At 46.7% G+C, this 20,218-nt stretch carries 21 protein-coding genes; 13 read left to right on the top strand and 8 right to left on the bottom strand.

Translation table 11 applies throughout. The features are described from left to right. Window positions 1–8: 8 nt before the first annotated feature. A complete protein-coding gene (locus LG272_RS04565; protein ID WP_126760297.1) occupies window positions 9–635 on the bottom strand; it encodes a trimeric intracellular cation channel family protein in 627 nt (208 codons plus the stop codon). Window positions 636–822: 187 nt separating this feature from the next. Between LG272_RS04565 and yajC the strand changes: the two genes are divergently transcribed. The 10 genes from yajC to LG272_RS04615 are packed head-to-tail and all read left to right on the top strand — an operon-like array spanning window position 823 to window position 8,737. Beyond that, complete coding sequence (gene yajC / locus LG272_RS04570) at window positions 823–1,158, top strand: preprotein translocase subunit YajC (RefSeq protein ID WP_404409821.1); 336 nt, start codon at window positions 823–825, stop codon at window positions 1,156–1,158. A gap of 19 nt (window positions 1,159–1,177) precedes the next feature. Continuing rightward, a complete protein-coding gene (secD, locus tag LG272_RS04575) occupies window positions 1,178–3,025 on the top strand; it encodes a protein translocase subunit SecD (RefSeq protein ID WP_126760295.1) in 1,848 nt (615 codons plus the stop codon). 12 nt (window positions 3,026–3,037) lie between these two features. After that, window positions 3,038–3,985 carry a protein translocase subunit SecF gene (secF, locus tag LG272_RS04580; RefSeq protein ID WP_404409822.1) on the top strand — a complete coding sequence of 316 codons (948 nt, stop codon included), beginning with the start codon at window positions 3,038–3,040 and terminating at the stop codon, window positions 3,983–3,985. A gap of 30 nt (window positions 3,986–4,015) precedes the next feature. Continuing rightward, on the top strand, window positions 4,016–4,798 hold the full coding sequence (gene yaaA, locus LG272_RS04585; protein ID WP_404409823.1) for a peroxide stress protein YaaA: 783 nt from the start codon (window positions 4,016–4,018) through the stop codon (window positions 4,796–4,798). Window positions 4,799–4,816: 18 nt separating this feature from the next. Then, on the top strand, window positions 4,817–5,689 hold the full coding sequence (locus LG272_RS04590; protein WP_404409824.1) for a DUF3014 domain-containing protein: 873 nt from the start codon (window positions 4,817–4,819) through the stop codon (window positions 5,687–5,689). A gap of 6 nt (window positions 5,690–5,695) precedes the next feature. Then, window positions 5,696–6,304, top strand: coding sequence for a lysophospholipid acyltransferase family protein (locus LG272_RS04595; protein WP_126760291.1), 609 nt, complete (start codon window positions 5,696–5,698; stop codon window positions 6,302–6,304). A gap of 50 nt (window positions 6,305–6,354) precedes the next feature. Beyond that, on the top strand, window positions 6,355–6,819 hold the full coding sequence (gene ribE, locus LG272_RS04600; protein WP_126760290.1) for a 6,7-dimethyl-8-ribityllumazine synthase: 465 nt from the start codon (window positions 6,355–6,357) through the stop codon (window positions 6,817–6,819). Window positions 6,820–6,830: 11 nt separating this feature from the next. Then, window positions 6,831–7,250, top strand: coding sequence for a transcription antitermination factor NusB (gene nusB, locus LG272_RS04605; RefSeq protein WP_126760289.1), 420 nt, complete (start codon window positions 6,831–6,833; stop codon window positions 7,248–7,250). 11 nt (window positions 7,251–7,261) lie between these two features. Next, window positions 7,262–8,260 carry a thiamine-phosphate kinase gene (gene thiL, locus LG272_RS04610; RefSeq protein WP_404409825.1) on the top strand — a complete coding sequence of 333 codons (999 nt, stop codon included), beginning with the start codon at window positions 7,262–7,264 and terminating at the stop codon, window positions 8,258–8,260. 3 nt (window positions 8,261–8,263) lie between these two features. Continuing rightward, window positions 8,264–8,737, top strand: coding sequence for a phosphatidylglycerophosphatase A (locus LG272_RS04615; protein ID WP_404409826.1), 474 nt, complete (start codon window positions 8,264–8,266; stop codon window positions 8,735–8,737). Here LG272_RS04615 and dxs read toward each other — a convergent pair. From dxs to LG272_RS04630, 3 genes are read right to left on the bottom strand one after another with little or no spacing between them, the layout of a single operon-like run. Next, entirely contained in the window at window positions 8,699–10,579 is a 1,881-nt protein-coding gene (gene dxs / locus LG272_RS04620; RefSeq protein WP_126760286.1) for a 1-deoxy-D-xylulose-5-phosphate synthase, read from the bottom strand. The two genes, LG272_RS04615 and dxs, sit on opposite strands and share 39 nt — an antisense overlap. 3 nt (window positions 10,580–10,582) lie before the next feature. Further along, window positions 10,583–11,470: a (2E,6E)-farnesyl diphosphate synthase gene (ispA, locus tag LG272_RS04625; protein WP_404409827.1), complete on the bottom strand. Its 888-nt coding sequence runs from the start codon at window positions 11,468–11,470 to the stop codon at window positions 10,583–10,585. Continuing rightward, a complete protein-coding gene (locus LG272_RS04630) occupies window positions 11,467–11,703 on the bottom strand; it encodes an exodeoxyribonuclease VII small subunit (protein ID WP_404409828.1) in 237 nt (78 codons plus the stop codon). The genes ispA and LG272_RS04630 overlap by 4 nt, the downstream gene beginning before the upstream one ends. Before the next feature lie 126 nt (window positions 11,704–11,829). On the opposite strand from LG272_RS04630, the gene thiI reads away from it, so the two are divergent. After that, window positions 11,830–13,317, top strand: coding sequence for a tRNA uracil 4-sulfurtransferase ThiI (gene thiI / locus LG272_RS04635; protein ID WP_404409829.1), 1,488 nt, complete (start codon window positions 11,830–11,832; stop codon window positions 13,315–13,317). Between the two features lie 56 nt (window positions 13,318–13,373). Then, the gene (locus tag LG272_RS04640) at window positions 13,374–13,742 is read left to right on the top strand and encodes a VanZ family protein (protein ID WP_404409830.1); all 369 of its coding nucleotides are present in this window, start codon (window positions 13,374–13,376) and stop codon (window positions 13,740–13,742) included. Between the two features lies 1 nt (window position 13,743). Here LG272_RS04640 and srmB read toward each other — a convergent pair whose 3' ends face one another. Further along, window positions 13,744–14,961, bottom strand: a complete 1,218-nt coding sequence (srmB, locus tag LG272_RS04645) for an ATP-dependent RNA helicase SrmB (protein ID WP_404409831.1) — start codon at window positions 14,959–14,961, stop codon at window positions 13,744–13,746. Window positions 14,962–15,016: 55 nt separating this feature from the next. Between srmB and LG272_RS04650 the strand changes: the two genes are divergently transcribed. Then, a complete protein-coding gene (locus LG272_RS04650; protein WP_404409832.1) occupies window positions 15,017–15,727 on the top strand; it encodes a tRNA1(Val) (adenine(37)-N6)-methyltransferase in 711 nt (236 codons plus the stop codon). A gap of 56 nt (window positions 15,728–15,783) precedes the next feature. Here the strand turns inward: LG272_RS04650 and LG272_RS04655 are convergent, their stop codons facing one another. Genes LG272_RS04655 through LG272_RS04665 form a run of 3 tightly spaced genes read right to left on the bottom strand, consistent with a single transcriptional unit; the run spans window position 15,784 to window position 20,130 of the window. After that, window positions 15,784–17,457: a Zn-dependent hydrolase gene (locus LG272_RS04655; RefSeq protein WP_404409833.1), complete on the bottom strand. Its 1,674-nt coding sequence runs from the start codon at window positions 17,455–17,457 to the stop codon at window positions 15,784–15,786. Beyond that, a complete protein-coding gene (gene rdgC, locus LG272_RS04660; RefSeq protein WP_404409834.1) occupies window positions 17,454–18,359 on the bottom strand; it encodes a recombination-associated protein RdgC in 906 nt (301 codons plus the stop codon). The genes LG272_RS04655 and rdgC overlap by 4 nt, the downstream gene beginning before the upstream one ends. Before the next feature lie 40 nt (window positions 18,360–18,399). Then, window positions 18,400–20,130, bottom strand: coding sequence for a sensor histidine kinase (locus tag LG272_RS04665; protein ID WP_404409835.1), 1,731 nt, complete (start codon window positions 20,128–20,130; stop codon window positions 18,400–18,402). Window positions 20,131–20,218: the final 88 nt, after the last annotated feature.

Genomic DNA, 20,218 nt, shown 5'->3' on the forward strand with positions numbered 1-20,218 from the left:
GAGCATGGTTAGCGATGCCCGTCGTGGTGTTCATGAAACACAATCAATGACCATTGCCAGCGAATGGCACCAAGACGAATAAGTAGCGTTGTTGCGCCACCAACGAGAATGGCCGCTAACTGCGAATAGGGTTCAATCAAGACAAATACGGAGGCGCCTATTAAACAGGTCGTAGCGTATAGCTCACCTTTTAATACCATGGGTACATCGCGAGCAAGGACATCGCGTAGCATGCCGCCGAAACATGCGGTCATGGTACCCATAATGATACAAATAAGTGGTGAAAACCCAGCTTCTGATGCTTTAAGCGCACCCATCACAGTGAAAAATCCAACCCCAACGGCATCGGCTAGAAGTAGGGTCTTTTGATGAATATAATCTTTGTAACGTAACCACAGAATCGTGCTCAATGCAGCAAGAGCAACGGTATAAAGATATTGGGGGTCGTACACCCAAAATACCGGCATATCGAGAATAAGGTCGCGTGTGGTGCCGCCGCCAATGGCGGTCACAGTTGCCAGTACAATCACGCCAAAGCCGTCCATGTTTTTACGAAACGCCAGTAATGTGCCCGAGACCGCGAAAACGGCGACACCAAGGTGGTCAATCCAATAGAATAGCGTGACGAGATCCATGTTGTTTTTATTTATCCTATTATTTGTACTGGCTTAAATAGCAGTTTACGTCAATTTACTCCCTATTTAAGCAGAAATTCGTTAGAATGCCCGCCATTCATTAAAAATTAGAAAATTGGGCTTGTTTGCAATATATTCAGCCCCATCTCTAATCTCAATAACTTAAAAATACAGTAAGGGGATATTCATGGATTTCTTAATTCCAACAGCATACGCACAAGAAGCTGGAGCACCACAAGGTGGCGGTATGGAACTTGTTTTCATGCTGGTCATGTTCGGCTTAATTTTTTACTTCATGATTTACCGTCCGCAAGCAAAACGCGTCAAAGCACATAAAGAGCTTGTTTCAAGTATCAGCAAAGGTGACGAAGTATTGATGAACGGCGGTTTTGTTGGCCGTATCAGCAAAATTTCAGAAGATAAAGACTTTATGGTGATCACCGTCGCAGAAGGTATGGAAGTCACTGTTCAAAAATCAGCGGTTACTGCAGTACTGCCAAAAGGTACGATGAAGTCTCTGTAATAAGAGATAAGGATTTAACGTGTTAAATAAGTTTCCGCTCTGGAAAAACTTGATGGTTATCGTCATTTTGGCGATAGCTGCCTTGTACGCGCTACCTAATATTTATGGCGAAGATTACGCCGTACAAATCTCTGCCAGCCGGAGCGCGACTGTGAATACCGATACGCTTGGTCGTGTTGAGCAAACATTAGAAGAACTTGAGATCGCCGCGAAAGGTGTATCACTCGAGAATGATCAAATTCTTGTTCGGGTGAATTCTGATGTTGAGCAACTGCAAGCACGCGATGCGCTACTACGTGAACTCGGTACTGATTACATTGTTGCGTTGAATCTAGCGCCGGCAACACCAGATTGGCTCGCTAGCATTGGTGCAACACCAATGAAGTTAGGTCTTGATTTGCGCGGTGGTGTGCACTTCTTAATGGAAGTGGACATGCAAGAAGCCGTGCGTAAAATTCAAGATCAACAGCGAGATACCGTTCGAGCTGAACTTCGTGAAGAGCGCATTCGTTCAACGAGTATTCGTCGTCAAGATTCTGATGTGGTGATAGAACTTCGTACAGCAGAAGATTACGCTGCGGCAGAGCAATACTTAGATAACCGTTATCCTGGTTATACGCTGATTGAAGAAGAAGCGACGCAAACACTCCGCTTGCGTATGACGGAAGCGAAGCTGAAAGAAACACAAGATTATGCCATTTCACAAAACGTCACTATTTTGCGTAATCGTGTGAACGAGCTGGGTGTTGCAGAGCCAGTCGTTCAGCGTCAAGGCGCTGAACGTATTGTAGTGCAACTACCGGGTGTTCAAGATACCGCGCGTGCGAAAGAAATTTTGGGCGCAACAGCAACCTTAGAATTCCGCTTAGTTGACGACGAAAACAGTCTTCGTGATGCAGAAATGGGTCGTGTCCCATTTGGCTCTGAATTATTTCCAAACCGTAACGGTGGGAACACGCTGTTACGCGAAGACGTAATTCTTACCGGTGACCATATTGTGAATGCAACTTCGGGCTTTGATGAAAACCAGCGTCCGCAAGTGAGTATTTCGTTAGATGGTGCAGGTGGCGATAAAATGTCATTGGCCACTCGTGATAACGTCGGTAAACCAATGGCAACCTTGTTTATCGAGTTTAAGGCCACAGGCGAGCGCGACGAAAATGACCGTATTGTGTTTGAGCGTCATGCTGAAGTTATCAACGTGGCGACTATTCAAGCGCGCTTGGGCAGTAACTTCCGTATTACAGGAATTAGCTCGCAGCAGGAAGCTCAGAATTTAGCCTTGCTACTTCGAGCGGGTGCCCTGATCGCGCCAATTCAAATAGTGGAAGAACGCACCCTCGGGCCAAGCCTCGGTAAAGAAAACATTGCACTGGGTACACAAGCCATCGTTTGGGGCTTCGTACTCGTCGTAATTTTCATGGTGCTGTATTACAAAAAGTTTGGTTTGGTTGCAAATCTTGCACTGACTTCCAATCTCGTTTTAATCATTGGTGTCATGTCGATGATTCCAGGCGCGACATTAACCTTGCCAGGTATGGCTGGTATTGTTTTAACCGTTGGTATGGCGGTTGATGCAAACGTGCTGATATTCGAGCGAATACGCGAAGAAATTAAAGCCAAGCGTAGCCCGCAGCAAGCCATTCACCATGGTTACGATAGTGCATTCTCAACCATCATGGATGCGAATATTACCACGTTAATTGTCGCTGTTATTTTGTTTGCTGTCGGTACTGGGCCAGTGAAAGGTTTCGCAGTGACGTTAGCAATAGGCATCATCACCTCGATGTTTACCGCAATTGTCGGTACCCGTGCAGTTATCAATGCTGTGTGGGGTGGCAAACGCATCGATAAATTGTCGGTATAAAAGGGGACAGCTATGCACGAAATTATTAAAACAGATAAAACCATCCCATTCATGCGCTATCGCATGGTTGCGTGGCTAATTAGTGGTTTATTGATTGTTGCTTCAATTGTTAGTTTGAGTGTCAACCAGCTTAATTGGGGCCTCGATTTTACTGGCGGCACGGTTATTGAAGTCGGTTATGAAACTGCAGCCGATTTACCTGCGGTTCGTAAAACCCTTGATGCTAACGGCTTTGGCGGTGCGGTGGTGCAGAACTTTGGTACCCAGCAAGACGTATTGATTCGTATTGAGCCGCGCGAAGGGGTTAAAGCGCAGGAGCTAGGAAACGAAATTCTTGCCTTGTTGCAGTCGGACTCTGATGGGCAAGTTGAGATGCGTCGCATTGAGTTTGTCGGTCCGCAAGTAGGTGATGAGCTGACTGAGCAGGGCGGACTGGCGATGCTAACAGCGTTAATCTGTATTCTCATCTACATTGCTCTGCGCTTTGAATGGCGCTTGGCCTTGGGTGCTGTTGGCGCTCTTGCACACGATGTGATTATCACGCTTGGGCTATTTTCAGTTCTTGGTCTAGAGTTTGATTTAACGGTATTGGCAGCATTGTTGGCGGTTATTGGTTATTCAATTAACGATACCGTGGTTGTTTGTGACCGAGTTCGGGAAAACTTTCGTAAGTACCATAAAGGCACCTCAGAGGAAACGATTGACGGTGCCCTAACTGATACCATGAGCCGAACCGTAGTCACGTCATTAACTACAATCCTTGTTTTAATTGCGCTGTTTTTCTTAGGCGGTCAGTTGATTCATGGTTTTGCTACCGCGTTACTATTCGGTGTGATTATTGGTACTTATTCATCGGTGTATATTGCCAGCTCACTTGCGCTAGCGTTAGGCGTAAGTCGTGAAGATTTAATGCCACCAGAAGTTGAAAAAGAGGGTGAAGATTTAGACCCACTACCATAGGGATAATTCTTCTCAACCGTGGAGAAAACAATGCTTGTAGTTATTTCACCAGCAAAGAACTTGGATTACGACAGCCCATTGCCAACCGAAGAGTACACGCAACCGCGTATGCTCGAACGGGCGCAAGAGTTAGTCGATCGATGCCAAGCGTTGTCTCCACAGCAACTCAGTCAACTGATGAAAATTAGTGACAAGTTGGCGGGGTTAAATGCCGCTCGGTTTGCCGAGTGGCATACCCCATTTACTAAAGATAATGCGCGCCCTGCTATTTATGCATTTGACGGTGATGTATATAGCGGATTGGCCGCTGAAAAATTATCAGCTGATGCAATTGCCTATGCTCAGGAACATTTACGCATATTGTCTGGTCTATATGGTGTATTGAGACCATTGGACTTAATGCAACCTTACCGTCTGGAAATGGGTACGAAACTCGATACGGCTCGCGGGCACAATTTGTATGAGTTTTGGCGTGATGAAATTACTGACATGCTCAATGAAGATTTGGAAGCCATTGATTCGGAGCTTGTGGTTAATTTGGCGTCACAAGAATACTTTTCGAGTGTGCAACCAAAACGCTTAAATGCACAAGTCGTAACGCCTGTTTTCAAGGATGAGAAGAACGGAGAATTTAAGGTGATTAGTTTCTGGGCTAAGAAAGCGCGAGGCATGATGGCACGCTTTATTATGACCGAACAACCGAAGTCCGTGACTGAATTGCGCCAGTTCAATGCAGGAGGCTATCGCTTTAATGCCGATGAGTCGACCGATACGGAATTGGTTTTTTATCGCGCTGAGCGCGATCAAAAATAATCGAGCAAGGGGCAAGCAATGAGAGATTTTGGGCAAGATCCATCACCAGCAGCGACAACGTCTACGCACAAAGGCAAGCTGATTATCAGTGTTATTGTTTTGCTAGCGATAGCTATTGCGGTGGTGTTCTATCTTGCAAAGCAACAAGAAAGTGCTCAAAAACCAGAGATCAAACAACCTGCACCAACGGCTCAGGAATCAAAAGAGGCGCAACCTGAGCCCGATCCGAAAGAGTCAACGGAACTAGATGAGCCAATTCCTGAAATTAGTGAAACGGTCGAATTAGAGCCTGAGCCAGAAGCTGAGCCAGAACAACCGTTGCCCGAGATGGCAGAAAGCACAAGCGCGGTGTTAGACGAACTTAAGGCCGCAGAACAGAACGTAGAGCCAATTACTGGTCAACAACTAATTCGCGATACAGTCGTGTTTGTTGATAACTTACGCCAAGGCTTAGTGATTCGAGAGAAAGCACTTATCGCCGGTCCGACGGCAGCGTTTCGAGTGCTTGAGCAAAACGGCAAAATTTATATCGACCCGCGTAGTTATGATCGCTACAACCCTATGGTCGATTGGTTTGTAAGTCTCGATACTGAAGTACTCGTGTCGCTGTTTGAACGCTATCAGCCGCTCGTTAAACAGGCGCTTGGAGAAATCGGTTATCCTGACCAAGATCCGAACGAAATGCTGTTAGAAGCCATCAACGTGTTACTTGAAACGCCATCGGTTGGAACGGTTATTGAGTTAAATGATGATAGTGTGATGTATCGTTATGCCGATCCGACACTTGAAGCTCTGCCAGCAGCGCAAAAACAAATGTTGCGTACTGGTCCAGATAACATTCGTCGAATTAAACTTAAGCTTGAAGCAATTCAAGAAGCGTTAACTCAGTAACAACTAATGACAACAGCTCATTCAGCGTCGATACCTGACCACATAAAAGGGGCATTTCCGTTACGCGGGAATGCCTTTAGTCGTTGGGTAGGACGAGTCGGCTTACGTCTGCTGGGTGGCTGGCGCGTAGTTGGCGACCTGCCACAAGTTAAGAAAGCCATCATTCCTGTGGCACCGCACACGTCGAACTGGGATTTCTTTATTGGGGTATTTGCGATGTTAGCGCTAGGCCTTAATTTAAGTTACCTCGGTAAGCACACTATCTTTCGTTTTCCGGTGAATGGGTTACTGCGCTGGTTAGGTGGTATTCCTGTCGATAGACGTGCAGCGAGTGGTGTGGTCGAACAAATGGTTGCGCAGTTTCAACAGCGCGATGAATTAATTCTTGCCCTCTCACCAGAGGGCACGCGCAAGAAAGTAAACGAGTGGAAGAAAGGCTTTCTTCACATAGCGCAAGCAGCGCAGGTACCTGTTGTTCCTATCGCACTCGATTTTTCCAGAAAAGTCGTCGAAATAACGCCGGCATTTATGATCACTGGAAACATTGACGAAGAATTACAGCGAGTAAAAGCAGCCGTTGCTCACGCTGTAGGAAAATATCCAGAACATGCCTGATTGGCAAAATTGTGCTATTATCCCGCCGATTTTTAGAAAAGGATCCAACCATGAACGTAATTGAAGGCGGAATTGCCGCCCCAGGTAAAAAGTTTGCGATTGTTGTTTCTCGGTTTAATCACTTTGTCGTTGATAGCCTGCTTGAAGGCGCTTTAACCACGCTTAAGCACTATGGTCAAGTGAACGCCGACGACATTACAGTGGTGCGGGTTCCTGGCGCTTACGAGATACCGTTAACAGCGAAGAAGCTTGCAAAATCAGGTAAATACGATGCGATTATCGCGATTGGTGCGGTCATTCGTGGCGGTACACCACACTTTGATTTCGTTGCAGGTGAAAGCAATAGTGGCTTAGGTCGTGTTGCGCTAGAGCATGAAGTTCCGGTGGCATTTGGCATCATTACTACCGACAGCATTGAACAAGCCATTGAGCGTAGCGGTACCAAAGCCGGAAATAAAGGCTCTGAGGCCGCACTAAGTGCACTCGAAATGGTTAACGTTCTGAGTCAAATTTAAGAGAGTTATTCATGAAACCAGCTGCACGCCGTAAGGCAAGAAAACTTGCCGTTCAGGCTATTTACTCATGGCAATTGTCGCAGAACAGCATGAGCGATATCGAAGCCCAGTTCTTAACTGACAACGACACCAGTAAAGTGGACGTTGATTACTTTCTGGCGTTAGTACGTGGTGTTGCTGGGCAGTCATCAACGTTGGATGAGGTTCTTGAACCATTTTTGGATCGCCCGTTAAAAGATCTCGATCAGGTTGAGCGAGCGGTGTTGCGCCTGGCCGCTTACGAATTACGTGAGCGTCTCGATGTTCCTTATAAAGTGGCGATAAACGAAGCGATTGAGTTGGCGAAAGCGTTTGGTGCCGATGACAGTCATCGTTTTGTTAACGGAGTTCTTGATAAAGCCATTGACTCATTACGTGCTGCACGACAGTAAGCGTTATCACTATGGCCTTTGGCGAGTTTGATCTTATTGAAACCTATTTCACGCATCGTCTACCTCAGCGTGATGACGTTGACTTAGGTATTGGCGATGACGGTGCAATTGCACGAGTTCCAGAAAACAGTGAGCTAGTGATTGTCACCGATACCATGGTTGAAGGCGTTCACTTTGATCGCGAAACACCAGCCCGCGCCTTAGGTCATAAAGTTGTGGCAGTTAATCTGAGCGATTTAGCCGCAATGGGCGCTGAACCCGCTTGGATTAGTCTTGCCATTACCTTGCCTGAAATTAACGAAGAGTGGTTAGCTGGTTTTGCCCACGGTTTGCGCGAAATTTGCGATTATTACAACTGCCAATTGATTGGTGGTGATACAACGCAGGGGCCTTTGTCAGTAACGGTGACTGCTCATGGATTCGTGCCAACGGGTAAAGCATTGCGCCGCAGTGGCGCAAAACCAGGCGATTGGATTTATGTGAGCGGTACATTGGGCGACGCAGGGTTGGCTTTAGCTGCGCGTCAGCATCGGCAGCAATTGAATCCAGATTACCAACGTAAACTCACTGAGCGTCTTTATTTTCCATCTCCTCGCGTTGCTTTAGGGCAATCGCTTCGTGGCATCGCCAGCAGCGCAATTGATGTATCTGACGGCTTACTTGCCGACTTACGACATATTCTGAAGGCATCACACGTCGGCGCTCGGGTAAGTGTGGATGAAGTACCACTTTCACTGGCATTAACTGAGAGTCTTTCAGAAGAGCAAGCATTGGCGTACGCGTTAACCAGCGGCGATGACTATGAGTTACTTTTCACCGTTCCGGAAGCTCAACGCGGCTTGTTTGATACAGTAACAGCGCATAGCCCAAGTAAACCAGTTTGTATTGGCCGCATCACGAATGAAGCCGAAGTAGTTCAGTTGTTGCATAATGACGAACCTTGGCAACTACCTGACACCCCCTACGGATTCGAACATTTCCGTCCCTTAGCAGATACTTCCGCAGAGTAATCCATGAAACGTTTATTGTTGCATCCCATTCATTGCTTAGCTTTTGGTTTTGGTAGTGGGCTCGCAGCAAAAGCTCCCGGTACATTTGGTACACTAGCGGCTATTCCTATCGTGTTCGCGATGCAGTTTACTGGATTGCTAACATACACCCTGATCACGATTATCGCAGCGGTTGCCGGTTTATGGATTTGTGGTTATACCGCAAGAACATTGGGCGTTCATGACCATCCGGCCATTGTTTGGGATGAAATAGCTGGCTATATGATCGCGATGATTGCTTTGCCATTCACTTGGTACAATGTGCTAGCCGCGTTTGTGCTCTTTCGCTTTTTTGACATCGTGAAGCCAGGACCAATCGGTTGGTGTGATCGTAACTTAAAAGGCGGGGCAGGAATTATGGTGGATGACTTGCTGGCCGGAGCGGCCAGCGCCATTGTGTTACATGGTGTCCATGCGCTGCTTGATTTGAGCCTCTAAGCCTGCTGCATCAAGCATGAGTTCGGCACGAATCTCTTCCTGACTACCGTGCTTAATAAATTCATCAGGTAAGCCGATATGAAGCATTTGCGCCGTTTTACCGTGTTGCGCTAAATATTCACTGACCGCGCTACCAGCACCACCTGCGATGACGTTTTCTTCAACACTAACTAGTAAGTCATGGTCTGCCGCTAAAGCATCGATCAATGCGGTATCAAGAGGTTTTACGAAGCGCATATCAGCAACACTAGCGTCGATGCCTTCGGCACAGCTCATCACCTCACTTAAGAGTGTCCCGAAGTTTAATATCGCAACTTTCTTGCCTTCGCGAACCATTCGTCCTTTACCAATTTCGAGTTTCTGCATCTGCTCATCCATGGCAATACCAGTACCATTGCCACGCGGATAACGAACCGCTGCTGGGCCTTGATGCAGATGACCGGTAAATAGCATGTTACGACATTCATTTTCGTCGCTTGGTGTCATAATGACTAAGTTCGGCACACAACGCATATAGCTGATATCAAATGCACCTTGATGGGTTGGGCCATCAGCCCCCACAATTCCGGCACGGTCAATAGCAAACAATACGGGTAAATTCTGCAGTGCCACATCATGTATCAACTGGTCATAGCCACGCTGCAAGAACGTCGAATAGATAGCCACAACAGGGTTGTAGCCGCCAATGGCTAAGCCAGCGCCGAAGGTGACTGCGTGCTGCTCGGCAATAGCGACATCAAAATATTGATGCGGAAACTTCTGTGAAAACTCAACCATGCCGGAGCCTTCGCGCATTGCTGGCGTCACGGCCATGAGTTTTTCATCGATAGCGGCCATCTCGCAGAGCCAATCGCCAAACACCTTAGAATACGATGGCGTTGCCGCTTTCTTGCTTGGCAAAGAGGTTTGCGAAGGGTCAAATTTCGGTACCCCGTGGTAACCGATAGGGTCGTTTTCAGCCGGTGCGTAGCCTTTCCCTTTGCGCGTGACGATATGCAAAAATTGCGGGCCTTTCAAACTGCGCATATTGCGCAATGTATCAACCAACAAGTTCACATCATGCCCATCAATTGGGCCAATGTAATTAAAGCCAAGCTCTTCAAAAATGGTACCTGGTGCAACCATGCCTTTCATGTGCTCTTCGGCACGGCTAGCCAGATGCGAAATACCAGGCATGCCTTGCAGCAGCTTTTTGCCACCTTCGCGAATCGAGGTATACACTTTTCCGGAAAGTACGCGTGCCAAATGATTATTCAGTGCGCCGACGTTCTCAGAAATTGACATGTCGTTGTCGTTCAGAATCACCAACATATCGGGCTTGATGTCGCCGGCATGATTTAATGCTTCAAACGCCATGCCAGCGGTGATTGCACCGTCACCAATAATTGACACGACTTTTTGCTGCGTATTATTGCGTTGCGCAGCAATTGCCATACCCAAAGCAGCACTGATGGATGTACTTGAATGACCAACGCTCAGCGTGTCGTATTCACTTTCAGGACGCCAGGGAAACGGGTGCAAGCCATCTTTTTGACGAATGGTATGTAAGCGGTCTTTGCGACCGGTTAAAATTTTATGTGGGTAGGCTTGATGGCCAACGTCCCACACAAGCTGATCATGAGGCGTCGAGTAGACGTAATGAAGTGCCACGGTTAATTCAACAGTACCTAGGCCTGAAGCAAGGTGACCGCTGCTTTGGCTCACCGAGTTTAATAGAAACTCGCGCACTTCTGCACATAACTGCGGCAACTGACGTTCATTCAATAAACGCAAGTCTGCCGGTGTATTGATGCTGTCCAACAAAGGTGTTGAAGCGGCTGAGTGACTACTTGATAACGACATGTATTAATGATCCCGGTTCAGCAGATGATCTGCGAATGCTTCCAATAATTGGGTATTGTAAGGAATTTTGCCCAGCGCATGAAGCGCTTTGTGGTGTAAATCGTGCAAGCGCTGCTGTGCGCCTTCCAAGCCAAGCAAACTAACGTAAGTAGATTTATTGGCTTGAATATCACTGCCTTGGTTTTTACCCAAGGATTCGGTATTACCGATGACATCCAAAATGTCGTCGCGAACCTGAAAGGCAAGCCCTAAGTAATGAGCGAAGGCATCAAAATGCGCCCGATAAAGTTGCGCATCGTCATGACCGGCGAGAACGCCTAATTGCACCGCAGCACGAATAAGCGCACCAGTTTTATGAATATGTACTTGTGCCAATTCAGATTCCGGTACGGCGTTGCCAGTTGCGGCTAAATCGAGCGCCTGACCTCCACACATACCGCGATCGCCGCTTGCATCGGCCAATACATGAATCATTTCAAGTTGGCGCGCAGCATTTAATTTTTTATCCGGACTACTCAATAACTCGAAAGCGATAGTTTGTAATGCATCACCGGCAAGTATAGCCGTTGCTTCGTCAAAAGCGATGTGACAGGTTGGATGCCCACGCCGCAGGCTATCATTATCCATGGCGGGTAAATCGTCATGCACCAATGAATAAGCATGAACGCACTCAACCGCTGCCGCCGCGCGCTCTAAACTATGCTGATCAGCACCGCATAAAGCGCCAACCTGCAGGGTTAAGAATGGGCGAACACGCTTGCCACCCAATACCAAGGCATAATGCATTGCTTCGTTCAGGCGCGGAGCTATTACCGTGCGCTCCTGTAACAAGCGAGATAGGTATTGGTTAATGCGCTCTTTGGTTGTGCTAAGTTGTTGCGCTAGATTCACGCGTCATCCTCAGCATCAGATTGAAATGGCGCGAGTGTTTCTTGCCCTTGTTGTTGCAGTAGTTGGCTAACTTTTTGTTCTGCCTGCTGCAATTTTTGTTGGCTAAGTCGAGATAGCTTCACCGCTTGCTCGAATTGTTCCAAGGCTTGTTCAAGTGGCAACTCACCCTGTTCTAACTGCACAACAATTTTTTCAAGTTGCTGCATCGCTTGTTCAAATGACAAATCACTCATAAGGCTTGGTATCCAGTAGCTACGTGGAGTAATGGCGCACAAGTTACCTTGATTCCGCAGTGTGGTCAAATCAGGTATAATGCCGCCTTTTTACACTCAGTAACAGTAACGGCATCAAATAATCTCATGAAATTTATAGTTCGATTGCACGCAGAAATCACCATTAAAAGTAAAGGCGTTCGGAAACGCTATGGCAAGGTACTGGTAAATAATCTGAAAAGTATCTTGCGACGCAACGACGTTAACGCCAAGGTGGTTTGGTGTTGGGATAGAATTGAAGTCGTTGTGGCCGATGACGCACAGCAAGATGCGAATCAGGTCAGTGAGATTTTACAAAAAATACCGGGTATCTCATGGTTCAGCCGTTCGCACGAGTTACCGCTGCCAGAGGGCGATCCGACCGACTTCACGCCAATCATGGATGAAGTGTTGGCGTGTTGGCAGGATATTATTCCAGGCAAGAGCTTTGCGGTTCGGGTGAAACGCAAAGGTGAGCATCCGTTTCGCTCACTCGATTTAGAGCGTTATTTAGGTGGCGCCATATTGAAACACTGCGCTGGTAGTAGGGTGAACTTGAAGAAGCCTGACGTGGAAGTTCGCGTTGAAATTGACCACGAGGTGGTTCGAGTATTTGGCCACAAAGAGCAAGGATTAGGCGGCTTCCCGTTGCCAACACAAGAAACTGTGCTGAGCTTGCTCTCTGGTGGTTTTGACTCAAGCGTGGCGAGTTTTCAATTAATTCGCCGTGGTGCTCGTGTGCACTTTTGCTTCTTTAACTTAGGTGGAGCACAGCACGAAACAGGTGTTCGGCAAACGGCCTATTATTTATGGCAACAATACGCCAGCTCACATCCGTTAAAGTTTATTAGCATTGATTTTGCGCCGGTGGTTGAGGAAATACTGACCAAAGTTGATAACGGCTTGATGGGCGTGGTGTTGAAACGCCAAATGCTGCGAGCCGCTGAGATTGTCGCTAACAATCTACATACAGCAGCCATTGTAACGGGTGAGGCGTTAGGTCAGGTTTCAAGCCAAACCTTAAGTAACTTAAGTGTGATTGATGAGGCCACCGATAAATTGGTGCTGCGCCCGTTAATCACCATGGATAAGCAAGAAATCATTAACATTGCGCAACAAATTGGTACCGCCGACTTTGCGCGAAGTATGCCAGAATACTGTGGTGTGATTTCGAACAAGCCAACTGTGAAAGCACAACGCGATGCGTTGGCTGAAGCGGAGAGCCAACTCGACAGCGAACTGATTAAGCAGGTAGTGCGCCAATCGCGTGTTGAGGATGTGAGTCAAATTGGCGAAACTACTGAGCAGCGCGTGCAAAAAGTGGATGCGGTGCAGAATGTAACGAGCACAACCCACGAAATCATCGATATTCGCAGTCATGATGAAGTGGAAAATAAGCCATTTATCGCACCAAATGACGATATTGTGGTCCGACATATTCCGTTTTTTAAACTGGCGACAGCGTTTGCCGAACTGGATAATAGTAAAACCTATTTGTTGTATTGTGAGAAAGGTGTCATGAGTAAATTACAGGCGCTTTATTTACAAGAGCAAGGCTATGAGAACGTGGCGGTATATCAGCCGTCTTTGAAGTAAGCTAGGGCTAGCCAGAATTGAACCAAATAAGCTAGATAAAGCAGTAAGGATAGTGAATGACGTCAAGAAACATCGCGCGGCTTATATTTTTAATTGTACTGATTGGATTGTCCGCTGCATTTTTAATGCAAGTATCAAGCAATCAAGTTCCGCGCTTTGAGCATGCTGACAAGGCAGTACATTTTGGAGCGTTCTTTGTTTTGGCATTGACGTTTCATCGCGCTTTCCCAATGCCAATTTGGGCGGCGTTGATTGTTCTTACGTTATACGGCGTCGCGATTGAGTGGGTTCAAGGAATGTTGCCGTATCGAAGCGCGAGCGTCGGTGACTTAATTGCCGACGCAGCCGGAGCTTCAACGTATTATGCATGGGCTTACTGGCGCTTTCGCCGTAGCCAATCTCGTCAAAAGCAGAAAGCGAAGTAAATTACTTCGCTTTCTTTTTATTCGCTTCTTTTTTCTTCGCCTTTTTCTTCTTCGCTTTCCCTGGCGTTGGGAATTTATATTGCGGCCTTAAATCGTCGAATACGCGACGCTCAAGTTTGGCTTTCTGATAGCGTTCAATGCGGCCAAGCAATTCAGCGTCGTGTGCTTCAACCAAAGCAATAGCTAAACCAGATTTGCCAGCGCGACCCGTACGACCGATACGGTGTAAATAAACATCAGCCGTTTTCGGTAAATCGTAATTGACCACGAGTTCGACATCTTCAACATCAATACCGCGAGCAGCTACATCCGTTGCGATTAGGGTGCTATCTGCAAACTTTTCCATGCGTGCAATAATGCGCTGACGGTCTGATTGCGGCATATCGCCCCGCAGCGTGAGGGTTTTAATACCTGCCGACTGTAACTTGCCTGATAGTTCTTCAACGCGCTCACGGGTACGAACGAAGATAATTCGGCGTCCAGTATTTTCCGCTAACACGCGCTCAAGCAGCTTAAACTTGTGCTCAGCAGTATCGGCTTGATACCAACGCTGTAAGATTTTACCGCGCTCGCGTTTCGGCGGCTCCACCGTAATGTGTTGCGGCTCTTTTTGAATTTCGGCAGAGAACCGTTTTACCCCAGCACTTTCAAGCGTGGCAGAAAACAGTAATGTTTGTTTCAGGTGACGCGCTTCATTAACCAACTGCTTTACGGCACTACTAAAGCCCATGTCGAGCATACGATCTGCTTCATCGATAACCAGCCACTCGACGTTTTCAAGCTCGTACTGGTCAGCGCCAATCAAATCAAGCAAACGTCCTGGCGTTGCGACTAAGATATCGTGGCTAGCTTGGAGTTGTTGATGCTGCGAACCGTAATTTACGCCGCCGGTAATGAGTACCGTTTTGAGTTCGGTGGTTTCACCAAAAGCGTCGGCTTGTTCAGCAATTTGCTGTGCCAGTTCGCGAGTTGGTGCCAAAATAAGAATGCGTGCCGAACCAGGTTGGCGACGAGGGAAGTCCAAGAGGTGCTGGATAGCCGGCAACAAAAATGCGAGCGTTTTACCGGTACCTGTTGGTGAATTGACTAGTAAGTCTTGACCATCCAGAGCTGCCGGAATAACCGCTTGCTGTACTTTCGCTGGCTTGTTAATGTCAGCAGCCTTGAGAACATCGATGAGTTCATCATCCAGTTCTAATTGTTCCCAATCGGGTGTCATGCTTAGTTCCTGTCGTTACGGATAAGTAGTACGCTAAATTCTTACGGAGAAGCCTATGGGCTTTCAATGCCGGCAATTTTACCTGAAAGATGACCAATGTGCGATGAAAGTTAGCACTGATAGCCTGCTGTTCGGAGCCTGGGTTGAGATAGATATGGCACAACGCATACTGGATATGGGCACCGGCTGTGGCATTCTGGCATTAATGCTGGCGCAGCGAAGCGCGGCAACAGCAAAAATTGAGGCGATTGAACTCGACACCAACGCTGCAACACAAGCGCAGCAGAATGTATTGGCATCGCCATGGCCAGATAAAATTGTGATTACACAAGGTGATGTCACAACCGCGGCTTATCGAGAGAATCAGTATGATCTCATTGTCATGAATCCACCGTACTTCGCCAATCATTTGGCGAGCGCCAGCAAAGAGCGTGAGTTAGCACGCCAGGGCACAGGCAATGTTTGGCGAGCGTGGTTACAACGGGCCGCAAAGTTACTTGCACCAAACGGCCGAATTGCCGTGGTTGCACCAATACAAGCGCAGGACTCAATTGTTGCTGAATTAGCCTCCATGAACTTGCAATTGGCGCGCCAATGCAAGGTTCAGAGCACCCCGAAAAAAGCACCTTATTTAATCTTATTGGAGTTTATTAGCGCTTCAAAAGAGGAATCTACGAAGTTCGAAAAACTAGTAATTCGTGATGATGCAGGCAAATACACGGCGGGCTTTAAACATATAACAAAAGACTTTTATTTAAACTTTTAGTTGTAATTCGTTTCAGAAGGAAAAGGGAGCCAGATATCTTGGCTCCCTTCAATACATTAAAGACCTAGTACACTCTTACCTTGGCGGAAAGTAATATCCACCGGAATGTCGGCAGCGGACAAGCGATCTAAATCAGCCTGTAACTGCGGACTAATGTTGCCCATGGTATCAAATAGTTCGCCAACACCTTGGTAATCGCCGTCACCTTGAAGGGTTAAAATCTTCTCTGACAAACTATTCATGGCGGCGCGCATCGCATCCATATTCACCGAGTACTGACCTTGCTCGTTGCGTGAAAACGCACCAGCTTGTTCAAAGTAATTAAAGCGAATCATGTTTGCTTTGCCGTGTGCACTTGAGGCGCCAAAACGAACCGAGCGGAAAATGCCGGCTAAGAACGTGGTGTAGTAGTCTTCAAGAGCGCCTTCGGTAATCACGCCAGCTTCAAGCAACTGGGTCACCATGTATAAGCCTAAAATATCGGCTTTGCCTTCTTCTAACGCTGAAGCATGTTCTTTGAGCGCTTCACGTACCGTGCCAGATTGGCGAACAAGGTTTTTGATACCAAGACCATGCGCAACTTCATGGAACATGGTGTTAGCGAAGAACGCATCAAAGGTAATGTGCTGGCGTTGCTCAGCTACAATCAATTCATCGGCAATCGGCACCAATATCGCATCGAATTTCGCGCGCATGGCGTTTTTCAACTGCAGTCGACGCGTGCCTTTTTGTAACTGCACTTCTTCGTCATTTGGCAAGTTGATGGCAATAGTCTTACTTCCGGCATTCGAGTGACCGGCATAATAAACCACATCATAAGCATTGAGCTGTGCACCTGCACCAGGCACTTCGGCTTTGTACTCAGCTGGCACTGGAAGGTTCTGCTGTAGCTCAGGCAAGTATTGCGCATACACGGCTAATCTTTCACTCCACTCGAGATCTTTAATCAACACATAAGATTCGAAGGCGGCACGATAACCGTAGAGCTGATCTTCGTAGCTTTCAATCGGACCAATCACCACATCGATATCGTTGTTGGTCATATCCATCCAAGCGAAGTCAGAAGGCTGATATTCATTACTCAAAAACGCTTCCGCCCGCATCGTCAGATAGTTTTTGAAGCCTTCGTCTTCAGCAAATTCCGCGGCCTCGCGCAATAAATCAGCGGCCTTTTCTAATTGTGCACGATATGCTTCATTGTACGGTACTGCATACAGCTCACCTTGATCGTTGCGACGAACCAGGGTGTAAAGATCGATTTTGCCCTCAAACTCGGCTTGTTCGAACTCTTCTTTGGTCATATCGGCGGGATAGAAATTGGCGCCTGCTGGTTTCTCACCGAAACCGCTTAAGAACGGCTTGTCGTTATTTAAACGATCCCATGGGCCGTAATTGATTGCCGCAAAGTTCTTCACACTCTCGTCGTTAATACGGTCAAGCAGGCTACTTGCACTGGCACCATATGCTTGCTGCCAGAATAAGTCGTCCATGATTTCGGAGGCTTCAATGAGCAACTCAACCACATGGCGCTGGCGATCAGACAGGTGGCTCAAATCAGCGGTCAAATCCATTGGGTAGTATATATTGAGTCGTGATTTAGCATCGGCAACTAACTCAACTGCTGGCGCTTCAGATTGCGCTTGCTCTACTGGTGCAGGTTCTTGGCTGCAACCGAACAGGGTTAAACTCACTGCCAGAGCAGTTAATGGAAAGCGAATTGTTTTAATCATTGTTCGTTCCTTTCGGCAAATAAGCCCACGAGGTCTGGATAAAATGCACGGATCTCTCCAGCCAAGAGAGCAAAATCAGCATCAATTTTTTGTTCAGGGGTCGCATCAACAAGCTTATCTTGTTCATCAACTAATAAGTCTGTTGGCTTGAAACGTTTTACTGCTAGATCATGTTCTAGCACAAAAGTGAGACGTTCGTTCCAGTCTAAACCTATTTTTGTCGCTTGTTTACCATGCGCAAGATGAGTTTCAATTTCAGTACCTGTCAACGCATGTTGACGCACACGGACAATGCCGCCGTCGTCACTATTATCTCGCAATTCAACTTCATCACCGAAATCGAAGTTGCCCGGTGCTTTCCCGTCTTTTAACCACTGAGTGAAATAAAGCTCGCTTGGGTTCTCGCTAAATAATGGTTTCACTGGCAGAGAACCGAAACTGCTTCTGAGCATGCCAAGGAAGTCTTCAGCGCGGTTCGCAGCTGATGCATCCACGACAACAATATTCAAATCGGTATCGAGTAAGCCCCAAGTTAGGCGAAAGCGCGTAAATGCTTGCGGTAACAACCGATGAATAATGTCTTCTTTAAGATTTTGCTTCTCTTTACCAGCAACCTTACGACCTTGTTCTGCTTCAATCTGATTAACCGCTTCATCAAGTTCAGCGCTTACCACGGCGGCGGGCAGTACTTTTTCTTCTTTGCGCGCACAAAATAAATAAGCGTTACCAACTTGATGAAATAGAACTTCGCTTTGTTGACCGAATGGTGAACTCCAGCCAAAGCTTGCTAACTCCTGACGGCCACACGGGCGAAACGCATGATCACTCAAGCGCTGTTCGAGGTTTTCAGGTAAAACAAAATCGTCTGCGAGCGTATAAATTCGCAAGTTCTTAAACCACATGTTATGTCCTTGATTAATAACTTCGAGATATCGAAATGAATTAGATAAATGTCACCGCTAATGTCATGCGGTAGGTTAAGCCTTGTCCCGGTTCACTTTCAGCTTCAACGGTACCGTTTAGGGTTTGGGTCACGAGGTTACGAATAATATGCGTTCCTAAACCACTACCACCTTGTTGCACCTTGGTGGTGAAAAACGGATCGAATAATTGGTCAAGCTGTTGCTGCGTCAACCCTTTACCATTATCGCGATACACAATGACAAGCTTGTCATCGTTGCGCTCAATGGTAATGTTGATTTCACCATCTTGCTTATTTTCGAAGCCGTGAATCAAGGAATTGATAATTAAATTTGTGAAAATCTGCGCAAAGGCACCTGCTGGGCAGCGAATTTCAATATCATCGGGGCATTCAATCATGATGCGAGGTTTAAAAGGTTTCAAACGCGGATTTAGCGTTTGAATTACGCCATTTAAGTACTCTTTGATATTAATTTCACGTACAACTTCCGAGGTCTGATCCACGGCAACTTGTTTGAAGCTACTGATTAAGTCTGATGCACGCGCTAAATTACTTTCCAATAAATCGAGCGATTCCTTGCTGAGTTTGAATACCTTGGTGAGTTGCGCCTGAGTAAGTGCTTTTTTGTTTAAAGCTTCTTCCGCTTCAGTTAACTGATCACGAATATAAGTGGCTGCGGTTACCGAAATGCCAATTGGCGTGTTGACGTCGTGGGTGATACCAGCAACAAGACCACCGAGCGAGGCCATTTTTTCGGATTCAATCAGCTGATCTTGCGTGCGTTCAAGCGCGCTGAGAGATTCTTGCAGTCGCGTATTAATTTCGCGCAAATCGGTTTCGATTATACGTCGCTGACGGATTTCATTCTCTAAGGTATCCTGACGCAATTCGAGGTCATTTTTTTGTCGCTCCAAATCAACTAAAACGCGACTAAGGTTACTCGTTTTACGCGCTACTTCTTGCTCGAGAATACCGTTTTGTTCATCCAGTTTTTGATTCACGTGCAAGAGCTGCTTTTGCGCTCTATCGAGATCTTCTTGGTATTCTTTAAGATTCTCAACCAACTGATTGTAAGCGCGTTCCAGCAACAAAAATTCAGTGTTTCTTAAGCTACGAATGTGTAACTTAGAGTGTTCCAGATCGTCGAGTCGAAAGTTTTGAATTTGACTGATTAAATCACGCATTGGGCGATTTAACATGCGATGAAACGCCACGCTAAATAGCATGATTAAAAAAGTACTTTTAACAATCGCTGAACCAATAATGAAGTAAAGACTAACTTTAATGCGTTGTATGGCGATATCACGAGTCGTATACAGTGTTACATCGCCAACTTGGGTTGAATCCCCTGAAAATTCAAATACTAGTTTAGAATGGTAACCAAACACGCCGTCACGTTCGGGCAGTTCGTAGCTATCCGCAGAAATGGTCGGAAAGGCTCGTAATGGCGGAGTGCGACCCAACTGGCTGACGATGCGCCCCGTATCATCACGAATTACTAGACCGGCGATAGCTGGAATATTGATAAGACCGTCGGCAATGGCTTCAATTTGTGGCGTGTTGTATTCCCATAACGAGCGTGCCAACGAGTGACTAAAGGTGCTTTGTTGGTTATGAAGTTCCTGAACCAACATATTTTTGGTGTCATAGTATTCCCCAACAACTTGCACCGACGTGACAATCAGAGTCAATACGAAATAGACTGAAAGTACGTTGGTTAAAAGGGATTTTGAAATACTCGACGTCGCCATTGAAAGTCCTTGCAAGCTTTCACACAAGGTACTGTAAATTAACTCGCTTCGCAATATGAGAAAGATTGAGAAAAGCGCCTTGTTGGGC

It is taken from the genome of Pseudidiomarina marina, from assembly GCF_044807045.1.
Classification (GTDB): domain Bacteria; phylum Pseudomonadota; class Gammaproteobacteria; order Enterobacterales; family Alteromonadaceae; genus Pseudidiomarina; species Pseudidiomarina marina.

Bases quoted from the DNA above. Each gene is read 5' to 3' on its own strand.
- nusB (WP_126760289.1), top strand. From the start codon at position 6,831: ATGAAACCAGCTGCACGCCGTAAGGCAAGAAAACTTGCCGTTCAGGCT.
- srmB (WP_404409831.1), bottom strand. From the start codon at position 14,961: ATGACACCCGATTGGGAACAATTAGAACTGGATGATGAACTCATCGAT.
- rdgC (WP_404409834.1), bottom strand. From the start codon at position 18,359: ATGTGGTTTAAGAACTTGCGAATTTATACGCTCGCAGACGATTTTGTT.
- LG272_RS04655 (WP_404409833.1), bottom strand. From the start codon at position 17,457: ATGATTAAAACAATTCGCTTTCCATTAACTGCTCTGGCAGTGAGTTTA.
- LG272_RS04590 (WP_404409824.1), top strand. From the start codon at position 4,817: ATGAGAGATTTTGGGCAAGATCCATCACCAGCAGCGACAACGTCTACG.
- dxs (WP_126760286.1), bottom strand. From the start codon at position 10,579: ATGTCGTTATCAAGTAGTCACTCAGCCGCTTCAACACCTTTGTTGGAC.
- secF (WP_404409822.1), top strand. From the start codon at position 3,038: ATGCACGAAATTATTAAAACAGATAAAACCATCCCATTCATGCGCTAT.
- LG272_RS04630 (WP_404409828.1), bottom strand. From the start codon at position 11,703: ATGAGTGATTTGTCATTTGAACAAGCGATGCAGCAACTTGAAAAAATT.
- LG272_RS04640 (WP_404409830.1), top strand. From the start codon at position 13,374: ATGACGTCAAGAAACATCGCGCGGCTTATATTTTTAATTGTACTGATT.
- yaaA (WP_404409823.1), top strand. From the start codon at position 4,016: ATGCTTGTAGTTATTTCACCAGCAAAGAACTTGGATTACGACAGCCCA.
- LG272_RS04615 (WP_404409826.1), top strand. From the start codon at position 8,264: ATGAAACGTTTATTGTTGCATCCCATTCATTGCTTAGCTTTTGGTTTT.
- LG272_RS04565 (WP_126760297.1), bottom strand. From the start codon at position 635: ATGGATCTCGTCACGCTATTCTATTGGATTGACCACCTTGGTGTCGCC.
- LG272_RS04595 (WP_126760291.1), top strand. From the start codon at position 5,696: ATGACAACAGCTCATTCAGCGTCGATACCTGACCACATAAAAGGGGCA.
- LG272_RS04665 (WP_404409835.1), bottom strand. From the start codon at position 20,130: ATGGCGACGTCGAGTATTTCAAAATCCCTTTTAACCAACGTACTTTCA.
- LG272_RS04650 (WP_404409832.1), top strand. From the start codon at position 15,017: ATGGGCTTTCAATGCCGGCAATTTTACCTGAAAGATGACCAATGTGCG.
- thiI (WP_404409829.1), top strand. From the start codon at position 11,830: ATGAAATTTATAGTTCGATTGCACGCAGAAATCACCATTAAAAGTAAA.
- yajC (WP_404409821.1), top strand. From the start codon at position 823: ATGGATTTCTTAATTCCAACAGCATACGCACAAGAAGCTGGAGCACCA.
- thiL (WP_404409825.1), top strand. From the start codon at position 7,262: ATGGCCTTTGGCGAGTTTGATCTTATTGAAACCTATTTCACGCATCGT.
- ribE (WP_126760290.1), top strand. From the start codon at position 6,355: ATGAACGTAATTGAAGGCGGAATTGCCGCCCCAGGTAAAAAGTTTGCG.